Origin of the sequence: Vibrio sp. Vb2960, from assembly GCF_033337665.1 — a bacterium.
GTDB classification, from domain to species: Bacteria; Pseudomonadota; Gammaproteobacteria; order Enterobacterales; family Vibrionaceae; genus Vibrio; species Vibrio alginolyticus.
In genome coordinates, this window is record NZ_JAWORD010000003.1 from 151,390 (window position 1) to 173,258 (window position 21,869).

Here is a 21,869-nt window from a genome sequence, read left to right on the forward strand (position 1 = left end):
AGTTTTCCTTTCTTACTTCTTACTTCTTACTTCTTACTTCTTACTTCTTACTTCTTACTTCTTACTTCTTACTTCTTACTTCTTACTTCTTGCTGTCTCTGTGGCGTATTTTTGTTCAAGCCCATGATGAGAGTTCAATAAAGTTTGTTGTTGAGCTTGTCATAGAATTGACTGTCTCTGACTGTCCTCTGTTATTTGGGCAAGTTCTATAACCTAAACTTTGCTCGCTTCCTATACTGAATTAACGAAGCAAGATTTTTATAACAACAAGAGGAAGCTTGTATGACAAGAACAACCTCATTTGCACTCGTTTTATTACTTATGTGCGCATACTTTGGTTACAACCGTTATTATGTATACCCCCAGCAGTTGGAAACACAGGCGAAGTCCATGCTAATACAAATGGCAAATCGCGAAGAGTGGGTAGATGTGTTTGAGATGATGAATCGCGTAGACGCGCATAAGGGCCATTTGGAACTTGTTGCTGACGTGACATCCTCTGATGGTCAGCGTGCGTACAGTGAAGGTATTATCACGTACACGGATCGCGAAGGCGTTGTCTGTAAACAGGTAGTGTTCAACTTTAAAATAAACTCTTTGAAAAACTACGATATTTCCGATTTACGAGATTGTTCCTACGGTGAGTACTATTAATATTGTCTGAGAGTTGAGCTCGATAGCACAGTGTATGAATACACAAACAAAAAATAGCCCTTCGTTGGGGCTATTTTTGTTTTTAAGGAATGAACGCAATATCGTGGGATTAGTCGAGTGATTTTTTGAAGCGAAATGAAGCGACAATAAGGCCGATAACGGTGAATCCAAGTAACCAAACTGTATCTCGCCATAGCTCCATTAGGTCTGCACCACGCAGCACCACGCCACGAATAATTCGCATAAAGTGGGTAGCAGGCAGGGCTTCTGATATCCATTGTGCCGCGACGGGCATTCCTTCATAAGGGAACATAAATCCGGACAGAAGAATCGATGGCAAAAGAATAAACACCGTCATCTGCATGGCCTGAAGCTGTGTCGTCGCAATGGTGGATATCACCAAACCTAAGGTTAAACTCGCGGCGATAAACAGCAGCGTGCCAAACAGTATCTGACTAATGGCGCCGTTTATTGGCACGCCAAATATCCAGTGCCCCAATCCTAAAATGATAAACACCTGAATCAGACCAACAAAGATGTAGGGAATGATCTTCGCCACCATGAGTTCGATGGAGTGAATTGGCGTAGTAATCAGTAACTCTAAATTGCCGCGTTCTCGTTCTCGAACAATGGCTGCACTGGTGAACAAGATCATCGTCATGGTCAGAATCACGCCCAATAAACCGGGGACAATGTTCACCGCCGAGCGCCGACTCGGGTTGTAATACAGCGCAACTTCAAAGGTTTTGGTTGGAGCAGGGCGTATCTCAAAATCAAAATCTGTTAATGGCATGGTTTGTAGTGAGAGAATTGCCGAGCTGATCATGGTGTCTGAACCATCCACAATCCATTGTCCAAGCTCTCTACCTTGCACCATACGTTGGGTTAAGTCGCTAGGCAGAATTAAAGCCGCTCGCACCAAACCGTCTTGAATGGCTTGCTCGGCTTCTGAAGCGGTAGCAAAGGTTTCAACCACATCGACCACTTGCGTTACTTTAACGGACTCGGTAATCACGCGCCCGGCGGTACTGCCACTTTGATCAACGACACCAACGGGAATATTGCGAATATCGGTATTAATAGCGAAGCCGAACAGCAGAAGCTGAATTAGCGGGATCATCACGACCATGCCAAAGGTAATACGGTCACGTGAAAGCTGACGGATCTCTTTGATCATCACCGCTTTCATACGGGCAATAGATTTCATCATTGGCGACCTTCTCCCGTAACACTGACAAACACATCTTCCAAGCTCGGGCGAGCAATGTTCATCTCGCAGCCCTCAAGCTCAGGAAAGGTTTGGGTTAACCATTCGATCGGTTGTTCGATGTGCTGGTGGATCAAAATGCGTAAGCGAATGCCGAGCTGTGCGGCTGAGCGTACTTCTTCGCGCTGAATGACTTTCTCTTTTAGCTCGCGTAGGTTGTCCGCTTTGACTTCGACGATGTTAACGCCCATTTGCGCCATGAGTTCTTCTGGCTCACCATCGGCGCGGATTTCGCCCGCTTCCATAATCGCCAGACGATGACAGCGTTCGGCTTCGTCCATGTAGTGCGTAGTGACCAAAATCGTCGTGCCTTGGTCAGAGAGGTCAAACAATTGCTCCCAGAAATCGCGTCGGTTCTCTGGGTCAACCGCAGACGTGGGTTCATCGAGAAACAACAGTTCTGGTTTATGCATGGTGGCTGCGGCGAGAGACAAGCGTTGTTTCTGGCCGCCGCTCATTCCTCCGACGCGCTGTTTACGCAGTTGGTCGAGACCGTAGGTGGCTAGTTGTTCTTCGATGCGAGCCTTTAGGGCCTTGGTTTCCATACCAAAGATTTGTCCAATAAACTCAAGATTCTCTTGAACCGTCAGGTCATCATAGAGGGAAAACTTTTGTGTCATGTAGCCAATCTTGAGGCGCAGCAGTTCCGATTGTTTTGGGATCTCTAACCCAAGCACGTCCACGTTGCCCTCACTTGGGCTAAGCAAACCCGTCAACACACGAATGGTTGTCGATTTACCGCAGCCGTTCGGGCCAAGAAAACCATAAATACTGCCTTTGGGCACATTGAGCGTGATGTTGTTGATGGCGGTGAAGTCACCAAACTTTTTCACCACATTTTCAGCTTGAATCGCGTATTCGGTCATTGGCTTACTCCACCAAATCCACTTGCGCTGGAATACCCGAAGGCAAGGATTGTGCGGAGTCTTGTAGGTCGACTTCTGCTAGGTACATCAAACGCGAGCGTTCTTCCTCGGTAAGCGCGAAATAAGGCGTGAATGAAGGCTCAGTTGCTACCCAACGAACGGTGCCGCTATACGGTTGCTCAACGCCATCTACATGCACGTTAACCGTTTTACCCGGCACAAAGTTGACTCGATAGTTGGCAGGAACATAAACACGAGCGTATGGGACGCGGCTTGCTTGTATTACAGCAACAACACCATTCACAGGAACGCGTTCGCCAAGGTTAAACGGTAGGTTATCTAACAAGCCATCTCGCGTGGCCGTGATGGTGAGTTCTGCCAGTTTCTGTTCTTGCAGTGCCACATCGGCTTTTGCTGCCATGAGTGCGGCTTTCGCTTGTTCAATATCTTCAGGACGAGAGCCAGCGGTCAGTTTGCTGAACTCTTCTTGTGAGGAGTCTAGCTCTGCACGGGCAGAATCTCTGGCTGCTAAAGCGGTGTCTTTTTCTGATTGGCTGATGAGCTTTTTACGAACTAATTCCGCTTTACGTTGGTAGTTCTTTTGCGCTTCAATCAATTGAGCTTCCGCTCTGGCAACGCGAGCTTGCGCTGCGGCAATGTCTTCTGGTCGCTCACCATTGGTCAATTTCAAAAGATAGGCGTCAGCCTTGGCTTGTTCGGCAACGGCGTGAGCTAAAACGGCTTCTTGGTTCTTTGTATCGAGCTGAACCAGCACTTCTCCTTCGGTGACTTGGCTGCCTTCCTTAATGGGTAGGGCACGAATTATCTCGCTAGAGGTTGCAGTAAAAGTTACGCGGTCACGCTCAAGCGTACCAAGGGCTTGCTGTCCGTCATCTTTGGAACAGGCAGTTAAAAGAGTCAGGGCTAGGGTGCAAAGAATGATTCGCTTCATCATGCGACGCTTCCTCTAAGAAGGTGAGCTCGAAATCGTATCAAGCTATAGAAGAGTGTGGGACTGCATTCAGTGTAACGTGAGTCAGTTTTGTCCGGCTAGGAAGTTAATTCCTTCAATATTCATCAATTGATTAATTATTGAAGCTGGCTTTATCCTGCTGAAGCCGTGCTTTACTTGGCTCTTTTAAGTTGATTACATGAATATCATTTAAACAAAAATCTGGCCTTTCATGTAGAGCACGCCGTCGCCAGATACTCTTACTTGTTCGCCAGTAACTTCACAGTGCAAAATACCTCCGCGCTGAGAAGCTTGGTAAGCGATCAGTGATGTTTTGCCTAACGCTTCTGCCCAGAACGGTGCTAATCCAGCGTGAATCGAGCCAGTTACGGGGTCTTCGTCACCACCATTTGCAGGCCAAAAGTAACGAGATACAAAGTCTTGTTGATCGCCTTTCGCGGTAACGACCACATCGTAAGGAGCGAGTGTCTTGAGGTGCTCTGAACGGTATTGAACCTCAAGTACCTCCTGCTGGTTGCCGACCACCACGAAATACGCTTGAGGGCTAAGCAGTACGCGTTCCACATCGCAACTTAGGCCTTCAATCAATGCCGAGGGAATATCAGAAACGGCTTTTGGAGGACGAGCAGGGAACGTCATCTCGATCTTACCTTGCGCATTCTTCTCTACGGTGAGGGTCCCTACTTCCAGAGTATGAAATTCAATCGTGCCATTAATGCCAAACTCATCAAACAGAACTAACGAAGAGGCCAGTGTTGCGTGTCCACAGAAATCGATTTCAGTAATCGGAGAGAACCAACGAATCTCATATCGGTTTGCGCCAATGGATTTTAGAAAAGCCGTTTCCGACAAGTTGTTTTCTGTCGCGATATTTTGCATCAATTCTGGGGCTAGCCATTCCTCTAACGGTATCACCGCTGCTGAGTTGCCTTTGAATTGCGTATCGGTGAAGGCGTCCACCACGTAGATATCCAATTCCATTTTCCTTCCTTATTCCGTGAGCGATTAATTAGCATAAACCAAGTGCAATTAAGAGAGTAAGAAGTTTGTGTTAGAATCTTAAAGTGTCAAAATTATAGATTATTTTGTGGTTTTTGATACTTACTGACAAGGATTCGGACTGCTGGGTATTTAGACTAGTGTTGAATTCATTGAAAGGAAGAAAAACATGAAAGCGATATACAAGTCAGTTTTGGTATTGAGTGTTTTTGCGGTCGGTTCTGCCCATGCATTTGAACTCGTGAGTAGAGATATTCAAGAAGGCCACCCGATGGCGAAGACATTTGAATACTCTGGTTGGGGATGTGATGGCGGGAATCAATCACCACAATTGATGTGGAAAGAAGCTCCAAAGGGCACAAAAAGTTTTGCGATCACCGTGTATGACCCCGATGCACCAACAGGCAGTGGTTTTTGGCATTGGATAGCGTTTAATATTCCATCCACCGTTAGCGAGCTGCCTCGAGGCATTGATATGAACAAGTTAGGCGGCAAAGAATCTCGTATTGACTACGGCACAACGGGGTTCGGCGGCGCGTGTCCTCCAAAGAATGATGGGATGCATCGTTACCAGTTTACGGTGTGGGCATTGCCAACTGAAGAACTGAATTTGGATGAAAACACGCCACCAGCCATTGTAGGGTTTACTTTGAATAGTGTTGCTTTGGGTAAAGCGACATTAACCACGACTTACACGCGATAATTGAATATAAGGGGAGAGAATGGCTCACCAATATCAGGTTACGCTGTTTCGTGCGGAGCAGCAGCAGAAGCTTCGTAATGTCAGGATTCACTCCCCAAGCCTTATTCAGATTGTTAAGGGGAGTAAACATCTTTTCTGGAAAGATGGAGTACTCGACATCCATCATCCAAATATCATGCTTTGTGAAGCAAATGCATCCCTAAATTTTGAAAATCTTCCTCTACAAGGGCGATTTCTTTCTCGAATGTTCAGTTTTCACTGTGTGCCTAGCGATGAAATGTTGGAGCTAAGCATGAGCAACGCATTAGGAAACTATGTACCCGTTGTTGAGACAGATAAAGCATTGCAAGCGACGTTAAATGCTTTGTTTTCGTTTGAGCGGGAAAGCTTAAGTGAAGCGACACAACGCTATTGGATTATGGGCCTATATCAGCAGCTAGCTGAGAGAGGGTTATTGCATCGGTTGTTCTCGAGTTCACATATCTCTTTTAGTCAGAAACTTAGTCGTTACTTATCGCGCTCTCCAGGGGAGGAGCATCCATTAGATATGGTCGCGGGGCACTTTGCTATGAGCCGAGCAACATTGATACGAAAACTGAAACAAGAAGGTACCCAGTATCGTGAAGTATTGGCAGAAGTGCGCTTAAATCACGCACTTTACTTGATGCAAAATGGCTCGTATAACGTTGCTATGCTCGCACAGTTGTGTGGTTATCAGTCAGAGGGGCGTTTTAGCCAACGCTTTAAAAGTAAGTTCGGCCTAACGCCCAGCGAGTATATTAAAACGGTAGTGAGTTAATGTTTTACCGCTTTTGTATTTTTTGTGCTTTTTAGGTTAGCCATAATATTTGGCTTTCATTCGCAATGCTACATTCACCAAAGCAATCAACACAGGCACTTCGATCAGCGGACCAATGACACCAGCAAAAGCTTGGTCTGAGTTTAGGCCAAACACCGCGATAGAAACCGCAATTGCCAATTCAAAGTTGTTGCCTGTTGCCGTGAAAGCAATTGACGCGTTTTTGTCGTAGTCGATGCCCATTTTCTTACCAACGAAGAAGCTGACAAAGAACATCAACACAAAGTAGATAGCCAGTGGAATTGCTACACGGAATACATCCATTGGCAGTTCAAGAATCATTTCACCTTTCAAGCTGAACATCAGTACGATGGTCGCAAGCAGGGCGATAAGCGTAATTGGTGAAATGCGTGGGATGAATACGTCGTTGTACCATTGCTCACCTTTCGCAGCGACCAGCCATTTACGGCTTAGGAAGCCCGCTAGGAATGGGATACCAAGGTAAATCAGAACGCTTTCCGCGATGTCCATCATCGAGATATCAACCACGAAACCTTCGTAACCAAAGACTGGTGGCAACACAGTGATGAATAACCATGCCATCACACTGTAAGTCACGATTTGGAAAGCGCTGTTTAGTGCAACTAGGGCTGCACCGTATTCTTTGTTACCGCCACCGATATCGTTCCATACCAATACCATGGCAATACAACGAGCAAGACCAATCAGAATGATACCAACCATGTAACCCGGATGATCACCTAGGAAAGTCAATGCAAGGATGAACATCAAAATAGGGCCGACAATCCAGTTCATGACCAAAGACAGCGTGATCGCTTTTTTATCTTTCGTCACTGTGCCTAGCAAGTTGTAGTTCACCTTTGCGAGTGGCGGGTACATCATCAAAATCAAACCAATCGCGAGCGGTACGTTTGTGCTACCAACTGACATTGACTCGTTCCACTCAGCAACTTGAGGGAATGCTGCGCCAATACCTACACCGATTGCCATTGCCACAAAAATCCACACCGTTAGGTAACGGTCCAAGAAGCTCATTTTGTCGCTGGCACTATTTAAAACTTGAGTAGTCATAGTGTTCTCTTATTCGTTTATCGTCGAAAGGCGATAGTTAAAGGTATAGTTTATCTCTGCACGCCTGAACAGCGTGCAAAGGGCATTAATCAAATAACTTGGAAAATCCTAGATTGAACTGATCAAACGCGTCGCGTTGAATGCGGTAACACACCTTAGGTGGGTTTGGCTCGGCGCTGATAAAGCCTGCTTGCTTTAGAATACGCAAGTGCTCGGAAACAGTAGATTGCGCAAGACCCAGTTCAGAAACCAAATCACTGTTCAAACAACCGCCCATGGTATCGAGCGTGTGCAGGATATGCAGAATGCGCAAACGTGCTGGATGCGACAAAGCTTTTGCTTGCGCTGCTAGAGTTTGTTCTTTCTCGAGCTGTTGTTGCGTTGTCTGAAAAACGACTTCGCACGTGTCCTTGCACTTATCACTCATTCGCTGGCCTTAATAGTTAATCGTCGAATTGCGATAAAGTGTACGCCTGCTCTGTGGAAGATGCAACAAGTCGAAGAAAAAATTAATCGTGAAATAACGATGGATAAAAAGTTGAAAAAATATATCTTTTAAAAACAGTGATATAATTAAAAATTAAGTAGGTTACTAAAAGTTAACTAATTGCACTATATTTCTAGGTTACCATAATAAACCACATCCGACGCACAATGGTTACTGCGTCATCTTGTGAACTTATTTAAAGGTAATCCCATGAGCAACGTACTGATCATCAATGCACACGAACCATCACCATATTCAGAAGGTCGTCTAAATGCTTCTCTTGTCGACAAAGCACAGACGCTTCTGCAAGCAAAAGGCCATGAAGTTCGCGTTGTGACAATGCAAGATGAGATCAACGTAGATGAGCAACTCGCACACTTTGAATGGGCTGATCGCGTGATCATCCAAAGCCCAATCAACTGGATGTCTGTGCCTTGGTCATTCAAAAAATACATGGACGACGTGTTTACTGCGGGTATGGGCGGCGCACTGTGTGCATTTGATGGCCGTAGCGCAGAAGAACCAAAGAAAAACTATGGTACAGGCGGTACTCAAACCAACAGCAAATACATGCTTTCACTGACATTCAACGCGCCAGAAGAATCGTTTGATGATGAGAGCGAATACCTATTCCAAGGTAAAGGCGTGGACGATTTGATGTTCCACATGCACGCTAACTTCCGCTTCTTTGGTATGTCAGCATTACCTACATTCGCTTGTTACGACGTGATGAAGAACGCAGATATCGAAAACGATTTTGTTCGTTTCGAAGCGCACATTAACGAAAACTTCTAATCCTTTTAGAAAGATAGTGCGAACTGAATGATGAATTGAGATGGACTGCTACATGCGGTCCATTTTTATTTGTTTGCGGCGAGGTGACGTTTTTATTACTCTAAAGCACTAAATGTATCTAGCTTACTTTTCGTTACCTAGATTAGGTGCGTATCTTGAGGTGTATTGTGGAAAGCAGAATTAGTGTAGATAGCAAAGGTCGTAAGTCAGTGGCGAACGTATGTGCGGAGCCATGTGCTATCGAGAAAGGGATGCGTTTAATTGGTGGTAAATGGAAAGGTTCTCTGATTTATCATTTGAAAGACGGCCCAGTTCGTTTCAATGACTTAGCACGCATGCTAGGCGGTGCAAGTAAAAAGATGATCGACCAACGCCTGAAAGAGCTAGAAGCGGAAGGTATGGTGGTGCGTAAAGTGATCAGCGACCGCCCAATTGCAGTCAGCTATGAACTAACAGAGTTCGGCCGTACCGCACTTAAGATTCTTGATGATTTGCGAATTTGGTCTGAAAAGCATCAAATTGAGCTTCGTTAAGACCAAAGTAGTTAATCGCAAACGTTACTCTCTTTTGAAAGCTGATTAACAATACATCGCCGTTTATACCCAAGTAACTTAGATGTGCTTCATTCAAATCGTAATTTGTTTCGTAAAACAACGTACTCTTTCTAGTCAGGCATATCGAGGCTACTTGAGCATAATCGTACTTTTTAATTTTTTGATTTTTTAGTTATTATTTGTCATACTTAGTAAGTTGTAGAATAAATCACTCACTTCAGTTGAATTTAAAAAAACACTATTTAATTCCAGTTTCTTTTCAAAATCGGAATATTTATCGAATTCCTCTTTCTCAACTAAACCTATTGGTGAGTTGTCGTTAACGTGGCTTTCATATTTTTTGATGGTATATAATTTAGACTTTTCGTCAAAATATTGAATTATCTTAATGTTAACGTCAGGTCTCTCCGTATTATACGTGATCGTAATTTTTTCATAATCTTTATTAATCGGAGTCGTAAGCCCTGTAGGGTAGATGATTTTAAACCCATTAATGTCATTCTTCTTCGTGCTTTTATAATGTTTTGAGTATGAAAAGTTTTCAATTGCACTTTTAGTGACGATAATTGACTCACCTTTCTTTAAACCGTATTCGGTACATTCATAATCGTCGACAACCGTAGAATTTCTTTTCTTTTCAATCAGGTAGGACATAGTTGCAGATGTCCCTCCGTGTTCCAGTTTTTGTTGGTTTACAGAACAATAGAAATGACCTTTGTCCACCGTCATTGCGTTGACTTGTTCCGGATTTGAAATGGTGGGATGTATATCTTTTGCTGGATCGTTGTCGCTTCCTCCTGAACCGCATCCAACTAATCCGATACAAACGGCCATATAAAGCAAAGAGATTTTATTCATACTGTATTTCTCAATTAAGATGTGTGATTGCAAATAACGATTAATTACATTTTTATAAAGTGAAATGTTTTTTATTTTAATTGAACGGTGTTTTATTAGTAATTTAATCGTTTGCTTTTATTTTGTCTCTTACGGTATCTATGTTTTCATTTATGGTATGAATTATTAGAATTGCACAATTTTGAGTTGCAATAGGATAATAATCGCTAGCCAACTACTTGTGTAGGTACCGTTATGATTTATATATCCGTTAAGTCTAAGTTTTTAGTCTTAATTTCATGTATTTATCGTGAAAGTGACTTAGAAGTAAATAACTAACGTTGTTTGAGGGGAGCCTGGGCTTCACTGATCTTGTTTTTCATCAAGGCGTTGTATAATGAACAAGGACTCTATTTCCAACTTGTTGATACATATCAGATCTCACGGATCTGATATGCATTCTAAGTTATTCTCACCAAGGCAAGAATCCTAGCTTATTTAAGGATAGAAAGTTTACTTGGGTGTAGAAGATATTAGTAATCCAATGTGCCACGGATAGGGTAGTTATTGTTTGGATCGCGAATCCATGCCAATCCGCGTGATAGTGCGCCAAGCTCAGGGCGAACAAACGGGTTGTTTGAAATATCCACCACGTGTAAGTCGCCGTGTTCATTCACCACAAACAGACCTGGTTCTGCGAAATTATGATCGGTTTCCTGTTCAGATCGAGGAATAGATACATACAAGCCTAGCGTTTTCATTTGTTCTTCGGTCAGGCCGTAAGCGATAGGGAAGCTGATTTCGAGTTTCTCTAGATGCCCCTCTAGCTGTGCTTTTGAATCGCCAGAAACGGCAAGAATATCGACGCCAGCATCAGCGAAAGCCTGTTTGTAACTCTCAAGCTCGTTGAGGTACTTAGTACAAAGAGGGCAGTGTTTACCACGATAAACGAATACTGCTTGCCAAGTCGCATCACCTTGCGGCTGACCCAACGTTACGCTTGAACCATCTAGCAAAGTGGCTTGAAGATGAGGGAAGCTGTCGCCCGCTTTAAGTTTCACTGAAGTTGCCATATTGACTCCCGAATTGGTGGTGTATATCCATGAATGCCCCTTTCTCAACAAAGCGATTGGGGGATGAGACTTCAATGTAGACTCTGTTTTGCGGTGTTTCAACTAGTTAACTTTTAGTAACCTGCAATAAGGTAGTAGAGTGCAAAAGATGAAAAAGCAGAACTTAAGATACAACGAAGTGGGGGTGTAGTATCAGGAGCTAAGTTCTGCTTGAGGTTAGGCTATGACCACTGGAACATATCGTTAAGATAGACCAGAGTCATCACTTCTATTTTATTACTCGATTGAGCTAGGCGTTGCTGAAAAAAGTACGCCATCATTGGCTTCTTCATTTCTTCCTCCTTTACGCTGACGAGTAAATTATGTGTATAAAAGGGGATATAAAAAAGAGAGTGCTTTTGTTGGCTTTTTTCCTAATAACGTAAATATATGGGGCTTTAAAGCCGAATTTGGAGGTTAATTGTGGAAAAGGGGAACAGATAATTAGGAAGTTTTCTTATTTTATTACCGCCAACTTAAGTAAACTATTCCTATCCACAAACTTCACAGATCTAAGGTTGATTCAGTGTCTGATCTCAATTTGTTTCGCTATTACCAACGATTACTCTCGTTTAGCGTTGGTGATGAAACAAAAACCACGTTACAGGACATTGCCGACATCATGTTCACTTCTTCTCGGCATGCTCGTAGCCTGCTAACGCAGATGCAGCAGAAGGCGTGGTTGAGCTGGCACCCGAAAGCTGGGCGGAATCAACGATCGACTCTTATTCTGAATATGGAGTTAGACGTTTTAAAAGAGAGCTTGGCTCTTGAACGTATCAAGTTAGGCAAGTATGAAAAAGCACTGGCGATATTAGATGAAGACGAAATGGCATTTGGCCGTTTGTTAAAAACAACGTCTGGTGCTTCTGTTCAAGAAGGACAGCTCAATATTCAATTAACCTATAAGCGAATGTTTGAGCGCGTCGTTCCACATCAACTTCAGCGTAGCAGCGAACGTTTCTTATTAAGGCAAATCTATTGTTGCTTAGTTTCGAGTGATCACAATGGGAAAGTGCAACCAGAACTCGCACATCACTGGCGTTATGACGAAGACACCTACGAATGGACTTTCTACCTTCGTCCAGGTCTGACTTTTCATAATGGTAATTCCATTGATGCAGAAACAGTGGTTAGCTTGTTTGCAAAATTGAGTTCACTACAGTATTACGAAAAAGAGTTGGCACATGTTGCTAACATTACTGCGCCAACGCCATTGAAGGTTGTTTTTAAGCTTAATCGAGCTGACTTGGGCTTTGCTGGACTTATTTCTGGTGTGAAATACGGCATTCAACCAGTAAGCCAAGTTAACGTAGCGAATAACAAGCTGGTGGTCGGAAGTGGCCCATTCTCTGTTGTCGAGCACAATGAAAGTCGTTTAAAACTGCAAGCATTTAATGGTTACTATGCATGTAGAGTTCTAACGGATTTGGTGACTATCTGGATTGTTAATGACGAGCAAATGGAGAACCCGTCATTGGCAGCAAATACGTTGCAAAGGGATACTTCGCCCGAGGAGGATTTGTGTGGACACTATATGTCGACGCAAAACCGAGAAAACTCATCGGCGAGCAAGCGTAGTCGAATAGAAGATGGTTGCTTATTCGCCTTATTTAATCAGCACGCTAAGCACAAACTCTCTTTAGCGCAGCGCCGTTATATTAGTGAGCTAATTCAACCTGAGCACTTGGCCGAAGTGATGCGCCGCGAGAATATTGTATTTGGGAGTATACCCGCTTATAACCTGCTACCAGGTTGGAAGCCAGTGCTCCGTCCGTTCAGTGAGCCGCTTAAGTTACCTAAACACATTACGATAGCAGGATATAACTATACCGCGTTGCGTCGCTGTGCGCGGGCTATTTCTAATCGTTTGGCGAGTGTTGGCAGTAAAGTAGAAATTGTTATGTATTCCTACCGTGAGCTGAACGAGAAGGCTAAGAACGGTGAGCTAAATGAGACAATGGTCGTAACGAACATAAACCTAGATGATAATCGTCATGCCTCAGCGTTCACGAACTTCTTCAGCAACGCTGTGCTATTCCACACTTTGGGAGAGAAGAACGCACAATGGTTAGATGAACAACTACAGAGAGTCAGATCTTTCGTTCCACTTGAGGACTACCTTAATGCATTGGAGCCAATTGCATCGACGTTGATCAGCGAATACTGGATTGCACCCATGTTCCACCATACACAAACTTTGCGTTTCCAAGGTGTTTTAGAAGACGTCGCTCTCACTAACTGGGGTTGGCCAGATATTCGCTCGGTGTGGTCGGCAGATTAACTACCTTAGTTATTTAGCAAAGTGCTGCTTCACGAATTCAATGAAGGCTCTGGTTTTCGCCGATTGATAGATAAGTTGTGGGTACACCAAGTAAACCGCGTTGTGCTGGTGGTCGGTTTCTTCCGATAAAACCTGCATTAGACGACCATGTTCAACGTCTTGTTCGACAAAGTAACTTGCTAACCGAGCAATGCCATTGCCAGACAGGGCTGATTCTTTGAGTAAGCGGTTTTCATTGCTTGAAAGCCAGCCTTGGGTTTGAACTGTTCCCGTTTTTAAAGGCCATTCTTTTTGATGCAACGTGGTTAAGCATTGATGCTGTTTTAAATCCGCTAACGTCTCTGGCGTACCTTCTTCTTGCAGATATAGAGGTGAGGCAACCAGCCAGTGGTGGTAGTCCAGCAGGTGATGCGCAATCATATTCTCGGGCGGCGTTCTTGTTGCTCGAAACGCAAAGTCGACGCTGGTTTCCGTCAGATTAAACGCTTGATAGCTAGAAAGAATCTCGAACTCTACGTTTGGATGTAAAGCGCGAAACGCCACACACAAATCATGCAGCACCGCTTCGGCAAACATCTTGGGAGCAGTAAGCCGAATCAGACCGTCTATTTGTTCAGATCGCTGACTTAAACTCTTTTCCATTTCCATTACGCGGCGTTTGAGATCTTCCGCTTGTGCAAAGATCGATTCACCTTCTGCCGTCAATCTCACGCTGCGTGTAGTTCGAACAATCAAAGGCGTGGCGAGTTCCGATTCCAATCGCTTGATTTGTTCTGACAGGTAACTTTTAGAAATGCCAAGTTGCTCCGCTGCCCTAGAAAAGTTAAGTGTTTGAGCCACTTCGGCAAACAGCATCAGTTTTTCGATTCTCTTATAATCTGCCATCTTGATTGCTCGTCTTTATTGTTCGCTTTAATTGTTCGGTAACGAGGATAATGAATTCGATTTTACGGTATTAAACTAATTTTTACGAACGGTAAGATGGTTAGAGTTAACTTAAGAAATTGAAGATGCAGAAATCGGAAAAGTGAGAATAACGATGAACAATCCAACACTACCGCTCGCCAAAACCTTACCTAACGTTAGCCGCTTGGTCTTCGGCTGCATGGGGCTTGGAGGGGAGTGGAATCGCAACCCATTAACCGCCCAAGATGAAAACCAAGCTTATGCCGCTGTAGAGGTAGCATTAGAGGTGGGCATCAATCTCTTTGATCATGCGGATATCTACAAATTCGGTAAGGCAGAAGAAGTGTTTGGGCGCATCTTAGCCAATGACTCAACCTTACGAGAACGAATTTATTTGCAATCCAAGTGCGGCATCCGTCTAGGAGATGAGCAAGGTGTTAAGCAGTATGACTTCTCTGCTAAATGGGTGACGGCTTCTGTTGAGGGCATTCTTGAACGCCTTGGCGTGGAAAACCTTGATGTTTTGATGCTGCATCGTCCTGATCCTTTGGTTGAATTTGAAGAACTGGGCACAGCGCTAAAAGCTCTGAAACAAGCTGGCAAAGTTAACCACTTCGGTGTTTCTAACATGAACAGTGCTCAAATTGATCTTCTTCAACAAGCTACGGGCGAAGTTGTTGTGGCGAACCAGTTGGAAATGAGTCTGGCTAAGTCTGACTTCATCAAGCAAGGCATGGGGCTTCCTTCGTCTGCATCTGACTACGTTGCAGGAATACTGGAACATGCCCGTAAGCACAATATCCAACTGCAAGCGTGGGGCAGTATGGCGCAGGGAAGATTCTCAGAGCGTGGTTTACATTCTGATGATCACAACACCAGACAGATTGCGGAGATGGTGATGGCGCTAGCAGCTGAATATGGCGTGCCGTCAGAGGCGATTGTTTTAGCCTTCCTAACGCGTCACCCAAGCCAAATTCAACCTGTTATTGGTACTGCAAACCCACAACGTATTCGCGCTTGTGCTCAAGTAGAGAGCGTCACGCTATCACGTAGCCATTGGTATGGCTTGTTCGAGAAAACCCTTGGTCATGAGATCCCGTAGGAGAGAAAAATGAAATACGTACAAGTTCAAACTCTAATTCAAACGGCATTGGAAATTGCGACTGCTCGCAAGCAAAACATTGCGGTTGCCGTGGTTGATACACATGGAGAATTGCTCGGTTTTGCCCGAATGGATGATGTGAGTGTGCAAGCAGGTTTGTTGGCACAGAACAAAGCTTACACCTCGGCTAGAGACCGTCAGCCTAGCGGCAATCTGGGTGCTTGGGCTCGTGAGACGGGTAAGCAGTTGAGTTATTGGACTGACCCGAAGATCACAGGCTTTATGGGTGGTGTGCCTATAGAACAAGAGGGGAAAATCGTCGGTGCAATTGGCATTAGCGGTTTGGCTGAGCAAGATGATGAAGCACTTGCGATGGAAGTATTAAACGCGCGTTGAGTATAATGTTTATCAGTAGGTGTGATGCTTTGTCCAGCTTTGTACTCACTGTAGGGACTCAAGTTCACAGGCTTCGTCGAGTCACAATGCTATCTAATAGCCTGAAGTAAGCAGAAGTTGAAATCGCGAACTATGATTAATTTATTTGAAAGCTTTGAGGCCTAAATATGTTTCATAAGGTATTCGTTTCGCTATTTTTTGTTCTCCTCTCAGGCTGTGGTACGAGTGACAGCGCGTTAAAAGAGAGCGGTTATGATGAAGCTTATATCCAAGGCTTTCATGACGGTCGGCATAGTGGTATGCAAGAGGCAGGGAATGATTTTGAACACTATATTAAGGACGAAACAAGGTATCAAACCGACTCAGATTATCGACAAGGCTGGGATGCTGGTGAGGTAGAGGGTAACAAGTTACAAAAGCAGGCGACCGCGATAGGACAAGGCATGATTGATAATTCGTATGAAGAACGTGATGTCTTTGATCCTGATAAAGTGGCGAAAGATGCAATAAAAGGCGTTGATACATCGGAATTGAAAAGCCTAGAGTAACGGACTGATATAAAGAATAAAACTCGTCATTTGACGAGTTTTTTTTGTCTAAACGGTTCATGTTTCAACGCTCAACAGGGCATTCATCGTTTGGGTATGAGCAATGTCGTTAATCACCTTTCTTGTTCTTTTGTTCAAGGATTAACGATAACAGGCGAACGAGCAGGGACTGAGCTTCCGGTGAGAGCAATCGCGCCACGGCTGTTAAGTCATTTGCTGTGACATGCTGAACATCACGTACATCTAAGGCAATATCTAGGTCAGTCAAATGAAGCGAACGCAATATGGCACGATATTGTGAGAGTTTAAGATCGGACTCTCCGCGCTCGATCCTTTGATATGTTTTTACGCTCATTCCAGCGATGTTTGCCATTTGCTCACGGGAGAGGCCATTCGATTTTCGTCTTGCGATCAGTGCTTGAATTATAGGGTCTACCTGCATGTGCTCTCCTGAAAGGACAGTTTTGACCTAAACGGAGCAAGAAGTGGACCAGTTTAACCACCACATATTTACCTGCTTTGCAATCAGTATAAAAATAACTGTCTTATAAAAACGTAAATATTTTAGTCAGTTATTAACTCAATGGAAAAGTATCAATCATACAAATCAATAGAAACGAAAGCTTCTATTCGCAAAATGCAACGCATTTTAGATCATTTATTTAGTGAAATTGATCAGCAACATCGTGAGACTAAAGAGAATGTTGTGACACTGATTCAACAGTCACAACAGCGATTGATGAACTACAAAGAGCTTTACCTTCACAAAGAATCGATAAGTGAAGTAGAGCTGCGGATGGCGCATGAAAATATGAGTGAGACTGAGAAGCAGGTCGCCGATATGGGTATTCCAGTGTTAACTTATATCATTGGCGCGCTAGATAAAGCGTATTAACACAGTCGTAAAGTCGGGCGATACAAGATTTACGCAATTTCGATCAATTGATGACATCTAAAAGAAAGGATGCAAATGCTGGGGAACCACACCCAGCATTCGGACACTCATTTACCTATATTTTCGAACCGTAAATCAGTGTTTAGAGGTATGTGAACCGAACAGTGTCGGTACGCAGCGAATAATAGCGATATTGTCCGATCTAGGCTACGTCCTTGGAATCTAACACCTTCACTTAAACTGTAAATTAATCTGTACACCCAGCCAAATTGAGCCATTGAGCACGTTCTGCCTTCTTTTTAAGCGATAAAAGACTAATTAGTGACGAAAAAAACAACACATCTTAGGTAAAAGATAAGAGTTGTTAAAATATATCGCTATAAGATTGACCTTTTGCTTTTCAATCGTCCTGCTTATGCCTTACAATCTTTTCGAACCAAATCCATTCATAACGAATGGGGTTGATGAATTAAGATGAACAATTTTGCTTCGAACCCAAAGTTGCGCACATTTCATCAGCGATGACATCGCCAAAAATGACTCTCAAGTGTTCATGTGCAAATGATTAACCACCTTTTGTTGCATGTTTTCTTAGCCATACAGGGCTCTTGTAACATAGTGCTCTTGTAACCAAATTTTGACTAAGTCGGAGCGTTTTGTTGTGTGCTTTAGATAAAGCACAACTGGTGAGAAATTAACGGATTGAATTTAGAGGTATTAACCGTGAACCTAAAACTTGTCGGCAGCTCCCTGATCGTTGCAGGTACTGCTCTTGGCGCTGGTATGCTTGCTATACCAATGGTGCTTGCTCAATTTGGCCTCCTTTGGGGCACTCTTCTTATGTTGTTCATCTGGGCTGGAACAACTTATGCTGCGCTGCTCCTTCTTGAAGCCAGTTGTAAAGTAGGTGGTGGTGTGAGCATGAATGCAATTGCTCGCGAAACGCTTGGTAAAGGAGGCCAGTTGGTAACCAACAGCTTGCTTTACGCCCTGTTAGTTTGTCTATTAATGGCTTACATCATTGGTGCGGGTGATCTCGTACAAAAAGTAACAGCCTCAATTGGGCTTCCAACATCTACGATCTCAAGCCAAGTCGGTTTTACTCTTTTAGTTGGTATCATTGTTTCGGCAGGTACAGGGGTAGTAGATAAGCTGAATCGCGGTTTGTTCCTAGGCATGATCGTAGCGCTGATCCTGACACTTTTTGCGCTTGCACCAAGCGTCTCGTTTGAAGGACTTGATGAGGTTGTGAGCGACGATAAAATGGCACTTATCAAAACCAGTTCGGTGCTTTTCACCAGTTTCGGTTTTATGGTCGTGATCCCATCGCTTGTAACTTACAACAAAGAAGCGAGTAAAACACAGCTGCGTAATATGATTATCGTGGGCTCAACTATTCCGCTTGTTTGTTACCTATTATGGTTGTTAGCGGTTGTCGGCAATCTACCACCTCATGAGCTTGTTCAATACTCCAACGTAACAGAGTTGATCTCGGTACTAGGTCAGCAATACGAGGGCTTAGAGTTCATCCTATCCATGTTTACTGGTTTGGCACTACTAACGTCGTTCTTAGGTGTTGCAATGGCGCTATACGATCAAAATGCAGACCTACTGAAAGCAAGTAGGCCAGTGATTTTTGTTACTACTTTTGTGCTACCACTATTAGGTGCTGTATTTGCGCCAGAACACTTCCTAGCTATTCTTAGCTACGCGGGGATTATTCTTGTGTTTCTCGCGGTCTTTGTTCCATTATCAATGACCATGAAAGTGCGCCGAGTGCCGGTAGAAGATGACAATATTTATGAAGCTGGTGGCGGCGCAATGGGAATGAGCATGATCTTCCTATTCGGCTGTTTCTTGCTGTTTGCCCAAGCAGTATAAAATCACGCTAGCTTATTTAAAAACTGAGCCGCTCGTAGTCAAACGGGCGGCTTTTTTGTATTCATAGCCGAACCCAGGCCACTCGAAGTCATCAGCATTTGTGGTGTTTGACGTTTCTCTGATAATCACGGTTAGCGCTGACTTTTTAGTAAAACTCCTTAGCGAAAGGCTGACATGTACAGTGATTCACCCTTCTATTATATCGATGTTGATATGAATAAGAGGCTCTGTTGTGTCAAAGCAATTATCTTTTGCCATGGTTGGCGTTATGTTGTCTTTAGGTGTGTTGAGTACAGAAGCGGTGGCTGACCCGAAGCATAAGCATGGACATCGGTACGATCACCATCATGCGCATCACCACCATCATAAACACAAGCGCAAGCATAAACACAAACATCGTGACGTTATTTATGTGGAGACCCGACGACCAAGGCGCAGTTACTATTACCATGACCGAATTCCTCGGAATAGTACCTACATAAAGATTGGAGATTTCACTTATCTAAAAGTGGACGACCGTTATTATCGTCGTTCTAATGATCGCTATATCCATGTCGAGTTCAATTAAACTTGAAAGGGTACATAGTCGGCGTTCTTGTAATGTTGAAGCTTAATAGCACCAACATGGCACATGTAACATCGACCAATACTAGGGTTAAAAACAAAAACAGCGAGCCGGTGCTCGCTGTTTTTGCTTAGATGAGTGTTAGACAGTAAATCTATTTAAGATTTGATCTTGTTTATGTACATCTTCTTGTTGCGCCTGCATCGCGTCGTTGGTTCGATTTGCTGATTCGGCGACTTGAGTCGATAGGTCTTTAATATTCACCGTATTGTTGTTGATCTCTTCAGCGACAAGGCTTTGCTCTTCCGCTGCTGAGGCAATTTGCAAGTTCATATCGGAAATACGCTGAATCGCGTCACGAATGCGTTGTAACGCACTATTTGCTAAACCCGCTTTTTCAACGGCCTCTATAGCACTACCTTTGCTTTGATGCATGGCATTTGCCACAGATGAAGCGCCAGATTGTAGTTGCTCAATCATAGTACGAATCTCTGTTGTCGACTCTTGAGTTCGTTGTGCCAGTGTACGTACTTCATCTGCAACAACGGCGAAGCCTCGGCCAGATTCTCCCGCACGTGCAGCCTCGATTGCGGCATTCAACGCGAGTAAGTTCGTTTGGTCCGCAATATCGTTGATGACTTTTAGAATCGTTTCGATATTGGCGGTAGCAGATTCCAACACTTGTACTTCTTCGACTGCAAGGTCAATGCTATCGGAAAGCATGTTTATCGTTTGTGTCGATTCACCAACGATAGAAGACCCCTCAACCGTTGCTTGGTCGGCTTCTTTGGCTGCACTTGCCGCACCTTGCGCATTATTAGCAACCTCTGTCGCGGTGACAGACATCTCATGCATCGCGGTAGCAAGTTGTTCTAGCTCTTGCAGCTGAGTGTGAATTGCGCCTGCCGAGTCTTTTGCGCCCTCAGCGGTGATTTGAGTTCCGTTTAAAATTTGATCAGAAATACGTTTCGACTCAATGATTTGCTGTTGTAAGTTCTCCATGAACGTATTGAAGTTTGTGGCAAGCTCAGAAAACTCTTGGTCAGTATCTGTTTCGAGGCGTTGTGTAAGGTCGCCTTTCCCTGATGCTACATCTTTAATCGCATTGTTTAGCGTGTCCAAAGGACGCATGAGAGTGCGAATCAACAGAGTTAGGGCGATAATAGATGCAATCACGGCAATGATTGAATAAATAATAGCGTTGTTACGAAGCTCTCCTACGGCAGAATAGGCAATAGCTTCATCGATCACCGAACCTACGTACCAGTTCTCGCCAGGAATGTGAGTCAGGTTAACCATGTAGCGGTTGCCATCAATCTCAACATGTTGTGCTGATTGCGTAAGTTCGATTTGCGGGAGGTAGCTACCGACCTTCTCGCCGTTATACTTACTTTGAGGGTGAGCAATAGTTGTGCCATCAGCGGTGATAAGAAATAAGTAACCAGCATCAAACAGATTCACTTGGTTGACCAGATCAGAAAGGGTAGTTAATTCGAGGTCATAAAACATACCGGCTAAAAACTGGCCATTTTCTTTTACTGGCGTACCAACAGAGATGATAACGTTTTTCGAAGACGCATCGACGTACGGATCGGTTACGACCAAATCGCCTTTGCTCTTAGCTGCAATAAACCAAGGACGCTGACGTGGGTCGTAGTCTGGACCCGCATCCCAGCCGTCGTCATTTTCAATCACAAAGCCATTACTTTCATAACCAAAACCGATGGCAAGGAAGCTGCTTTTTGGCGTCGGTCTTTCAAGTATGTTTTGAACATAGCTATGTGAACTGGGATCAAGCTCAATCACTTCAGTAATGGAGCGAGCGAGATCCTTCTTTGCATTCATTTCTGATTGCACAGTGTTACCAACACTGGTCAATATCTCGTTTACACTTGAGTCGATTTGCTCCTGAGTTTGGGAGCGGATGGTCATAACTTGTTGTGTCGACAATAACGACACGGTAATTAGCAGCAAAAATGAAGAGGCTGTGACAACCTTATGTCTGAATTTCATGAGCTTTCCTCTGATTCTCCCGGTTGGTTCCACTTTGCTTTCGCCTCTTTTAAACCGAGCGAATTGGGCATAAAGAGAAACCTATTGTGTTTGGTTATATTTTTATCGACATCTTTGTCAAAAACATGAACTCATTTGTCG

Annotated in this window: 23 protein-coding genes; 12 read left to right on the forward strand and 11 right to left on the reverse strand. The window is 44.0% G+C overall.

All coding sequences use genetic code 11. From position 1 onward, the window contains the following. The first annotated feature begins 282 nt into the window (after positions 1-282). Positions 283-654 (forward strand): hypothetical protein, encoded by a 372-nt coding sequence (locus R7O03_RS03985; protein WP_248486213.1) that lies wholly within the window; start codon positions 283-285, stop codon positions 652-654. 109 nt (positions 655-763) lie between these two features. Here the strand turns inward: R7O03_RS03985 and R7O03_RS03990 are convergent, their stop codons facing one another. The 4 genes from R7O03_RS03990 to R7O03_RS04005 all read right to left on the reverse strand — a co-directional run bounded on the left by R7O03_RS03990 (position 764) and on the right by R7O03_RS04005 (position 4,741). After that, the gene (locus R7O03_RS03990; protein ID WP_017635233.1) at positions 764-1,861 is read right to left on the reverse strand and encodes an ABC transporter permease; all 1,098 of its coding nucleotides are present in this window, start codon (positions 1,859-1,861) and stop codon (positions 764-766) included. Further along, positions 1,861-2,787: an ABC transporter ATP-binding protein gene (locus R7O03_RS03995; protein WP_041056887.1), complete on the reverse strand. Its 927-nt coding sequence runs from the start codon at positions 2,785-2,787 to the stop codon at positions 1,861-1,863. The genes R7O03_RS03990 and R7O03_RS03995 overlap by 1 nt, the downstream gene beginning before the upstream one ends. Positions 2,788-2,791: 4 nt before the next feature. Next, positions 2,792-3,742, reverse strand: coding sequence for an HlyD family secretion protein (locus tag R7O03_RS04000; protein ID WP_373417492.1), 951 nt, complete (start codon positions 3,740-3,742; stop codon positions 2,792-2,794). A gap of 207 nt (positions 3,743-3,949) precedes the next feature. Further along, positions 3,950-4,741 (reverse strand): PhzF family phenazine biosynthesis protein, encoded by a 792-nt coding sequence (locus R7O03_RS04005; RefSeq protein ID WP_285398783.1) that lies wholly within the window; start codon positions 4,739-4,741, stop codon positions 3,950-3,952. Between the two features lie 187 nt (positions 4,742-4,928). Here R7O03_RS04005 and R7O03_RS04010 point away from each other — a divergent pair, with 187 nt between their 5' ends. Both R7O03_RS04010 and R7O03_RS04015 read left to right on the forward strand, forming a co-directional pair. Beyond that, positions 4,929-5,462 (forward strand): YbhB/YbcL family Raf kinase inhibitor-like protein, encoded by a 534-nt coding sequence (locus R7O03_RS04010; RefSeq protein WP_017635230.1) that lies wholly within the window; start codon positions 4,929-4,931, stop codon positions 5,460-5,462. Positions 5,463-5,481: 19 nt separating this feature from the next. Then, entirely contained in the window at positions 5,482-6,261 is a 780-nt protein-coding gene (locus R7O03_RS04015) for a helix-turn-helix domain-containing protein (protein ID WP_285398780.1), read from the forward strand. Between the two features lie 36 nt (positions 6,262-6,297). Here the strand turns inward: R7O03_RS04015 and arsB are convergent, their stop codons facing one another. Beyond that, the gene (arsB, locus tag R7O03_RS04020; protein ID WP_005385145.1) at positions 6,298-7,353 is read right to left on the reverse strand and encodes an ACR3 family arsenite efflux transporter; all 1,056 of its coding nucleotides are present in this window, start codon (positions 7,351-7,353) and stop codon (positions 6,298-6,300) included. 85 nt (positions 7,354-7,438) lie between these two features. Beyond that, a complete protein-coding gene (locus tag R7O03_RS04025; protein WP_005375451.1) occupies positions 7,439-7,780 on the reverse strand; it encodes an ArsR/SmtB family transcription factor in 342 nt (113 codons plus the stop codon). Positions 7,781-8,050: 270 nt separating this feature from the next. Between R7O03_RS04025 and R7O03_RS04030 the strand changes: the two genes are divergently transcribed. Both R7O03_RS04030 and R7O03_RS04035 read left to right on the forward strand, forming a co-directional pair. Next, positions 8,051-8,635 carry an NAD(P)H-dependent oxidoreductase gene (locus R7O03_RS04030; RefSeq protein WP_017635228.1) on the forward strand — a complete coding sequence of 195 codons (585 nt, stop codon included), beginning with the start codon at positions 8,051-8,053 and terminating at the stop codon, positions 8,633-8,635. 167 nt (positions 8,636-8,802) lie between these two features. Beyond that, positions 8,803-9,168 (forward strand): winged helix-turn-helix transcriptional regulator, encoded by a 366-nt coding sequence (locus R7O03_RS04035; RefSeq protein ID WP_005375456.1) that lies wholly within the window; start codon positions 8,803-8,805, stop codon positions 9,166-9,168. A 189-nt stretch (positions 9,169-9,357) separates the two neighbouring features. Here R7O03_RS04035 and R7O03_RS04040 read toward each other — a convergent pair whose 3' ends face one another. Both R7O03_RS04040 and R7O03_RS04045 read right to left on the reverse strand, forming a co-directional pair. Next, a complete protein-coding gene (locus R7O03_RS04040) occupies positions 9,358-10,047 on the reverse strand; it encodes a hypothetical protein (protein WP_053307852.1) in 690 nt (229 codons plus the stop codon). A gap of 512 nt (positions 10,048-10,559) precedes the next feature. Then, entirely contained in the window at positions 10,560-11,099 is a 540-nt protein-coding gene (locus R7O03_RS04045; protein ID WP_005385152.1) for a redoxin domain-containing protein, read from the reverse strand. 565 nt (positions 11,100-11,664) lie between these two features. Here R7O03_RS04045 and R7O03_RS04050 point away from each other — a divergent pair. Continuing rightward, a complete protein-coding gene (locus R7O03_RS04050) occupies positions 11,665-13,422 on the forward strand; it encodes an SgrR family transcriptional regulator (protein WP_064369142.1) in 1,758 nt (585 codons plus the stop codon). Between the two features lie 9 nt (positions 13,423-13,431). Here R7O03_RS04050 and R7O03_RS04055 read toward each other — a convergent pair whose 3' ends face one another. Continuing rightward, positions 13,432-14,307 (reverse strand): LysR family transcriptional regulator, encoded by an 876-nt coding sequence (locus tag R7O03_RS04055; RefSeq protein WP_213965120.1) that lies wholly within the window; start codon positions 14,305-14,307, stop codon positions 13,432-13,434. Positions 14,308-14,461: 154 nt separating this feature from the next. Here R7O03_RS04055 and R7O03_RS04060 point away from each other — a divergent pair, with 154 nt between their 5' ends. The 3 genes from R7O03_RS04060 to R7O03_RS04070 all read left to right on the forward strand — a co-directional run bounded on the left by R7O03_RS04060 (position 14,462) and on the right by R7O03_RS04070 (position 16,374). Beyond that, positions 14,462-15,430: an aldo/keto reductase gene (locus tag R7O03_RS04060; RefSeq protein WP_115386740.1), complete on the forward strand. Its 969-nt coding sequence runs from the start codon at positions 14,462-14,464 to the stop codon at positions 15,428-15,430. A 9-nt stretch (positions 15,431-15,439) separates the two neighbouring features. After that, entirely contained in the window at positions 15,440-15,826 is a 387-nt protein-coding gene (locus R7O03_RS04065) for a GlcG/HbpS family heme-binding protein (RefSeq protein WP_042521512.1), read from the forward strand. 167 nt (positions 15,827-15,993) lie between these two features. After that, a complete protein-coding gene (locus tag R7O03_RS04070) occupies positions 15,994-16,374 on the forward strand; it encodes a hypothetical protein (protein ID WP_005375467.1) in 381 nt (126 codons plus the stop codon). Positions 16,375-16,483: 109 nt separating this feature from the next. Here the strand turns inward: R7O03_RS04070 and R7O03_RS04075 are convergent, their stop codons facing one another. After that, positions 16,484-16,816 (reverse strand): helix-turn-helix transcriptional regulator, encoded by a 333-nt coding sequence (locus R7O03_RS04075; RefSeq protein WP_005375470.1) that lies wholly within the window; start codon positions 16,814-16,816, stop codon positions 16,484-16,486. A gap of 141 nt (positions 16,817-16,957) precedes the next feature. Between R7O03_RS04075 and R7O03_RS04080 the strand changes: the two genes are divergently transcribed. The 3 genes from R7O03_RS04080 to R7O03_RS04090 all read left to right on the forward strand — a co-directional run bounded on the left by R7O03_RS04080 (position 16,958) and on the right by R7O03_RS04090 (position 19,718). Next, positions 16,958-17,269, forward strand: a complete 312-nt coding sequence (locus R7O03_RS04080; protein WP_005375472.1) for a hypothetical protein — start codon at positions 16,958-16,960, stop codon at positions 17,267-17,269. A gap of 723 nt (positions 17,270-17,992) precedes the next feature. Continuing rightward, the gene (locus R7O03_RS04085) at positions 17,993-19,150 is read left to right on the forward strand and encodes an amino acid permease (RefSeq protein ID WP_053307848.1); all 1,158 of its coding nucleotides are present in this window, start codon (positions 17,993-17,995) and stop codon (positions 19,148-19,150) included. A gap of 232 nt (positions 19,151-19,382) precedes the next feature. Next, entirely contained in the window at positions 19,383-19,718 is a 336-nt protein-coding gene (locus R7O03_RS04090) for a hypothetical protein (RefSeq protein ID WP_080996217.1), read from the forward strand. 138 nt (positions 19,719-19,856) lie between these two features. On the opposite strand, the gene R7O03_RS04095 is transcribed toward R7O03_RS04090, so the two are convergent. Continuing rightward, positions 19,857-21,728 (reverse strand): methyl-accepting chemotaxis protein, encoded by a 1,872-nt coding sequence (locus tag R7O03_RS04095; RefSeq protein ID WP_318131525.1) that lies wholly within the window; start codon positions 21,726-21,728, stop codon positions 19,857-19,859. Between the last annotated feature and the right edge of the window lie 141 nt (positions 21,729-21,869).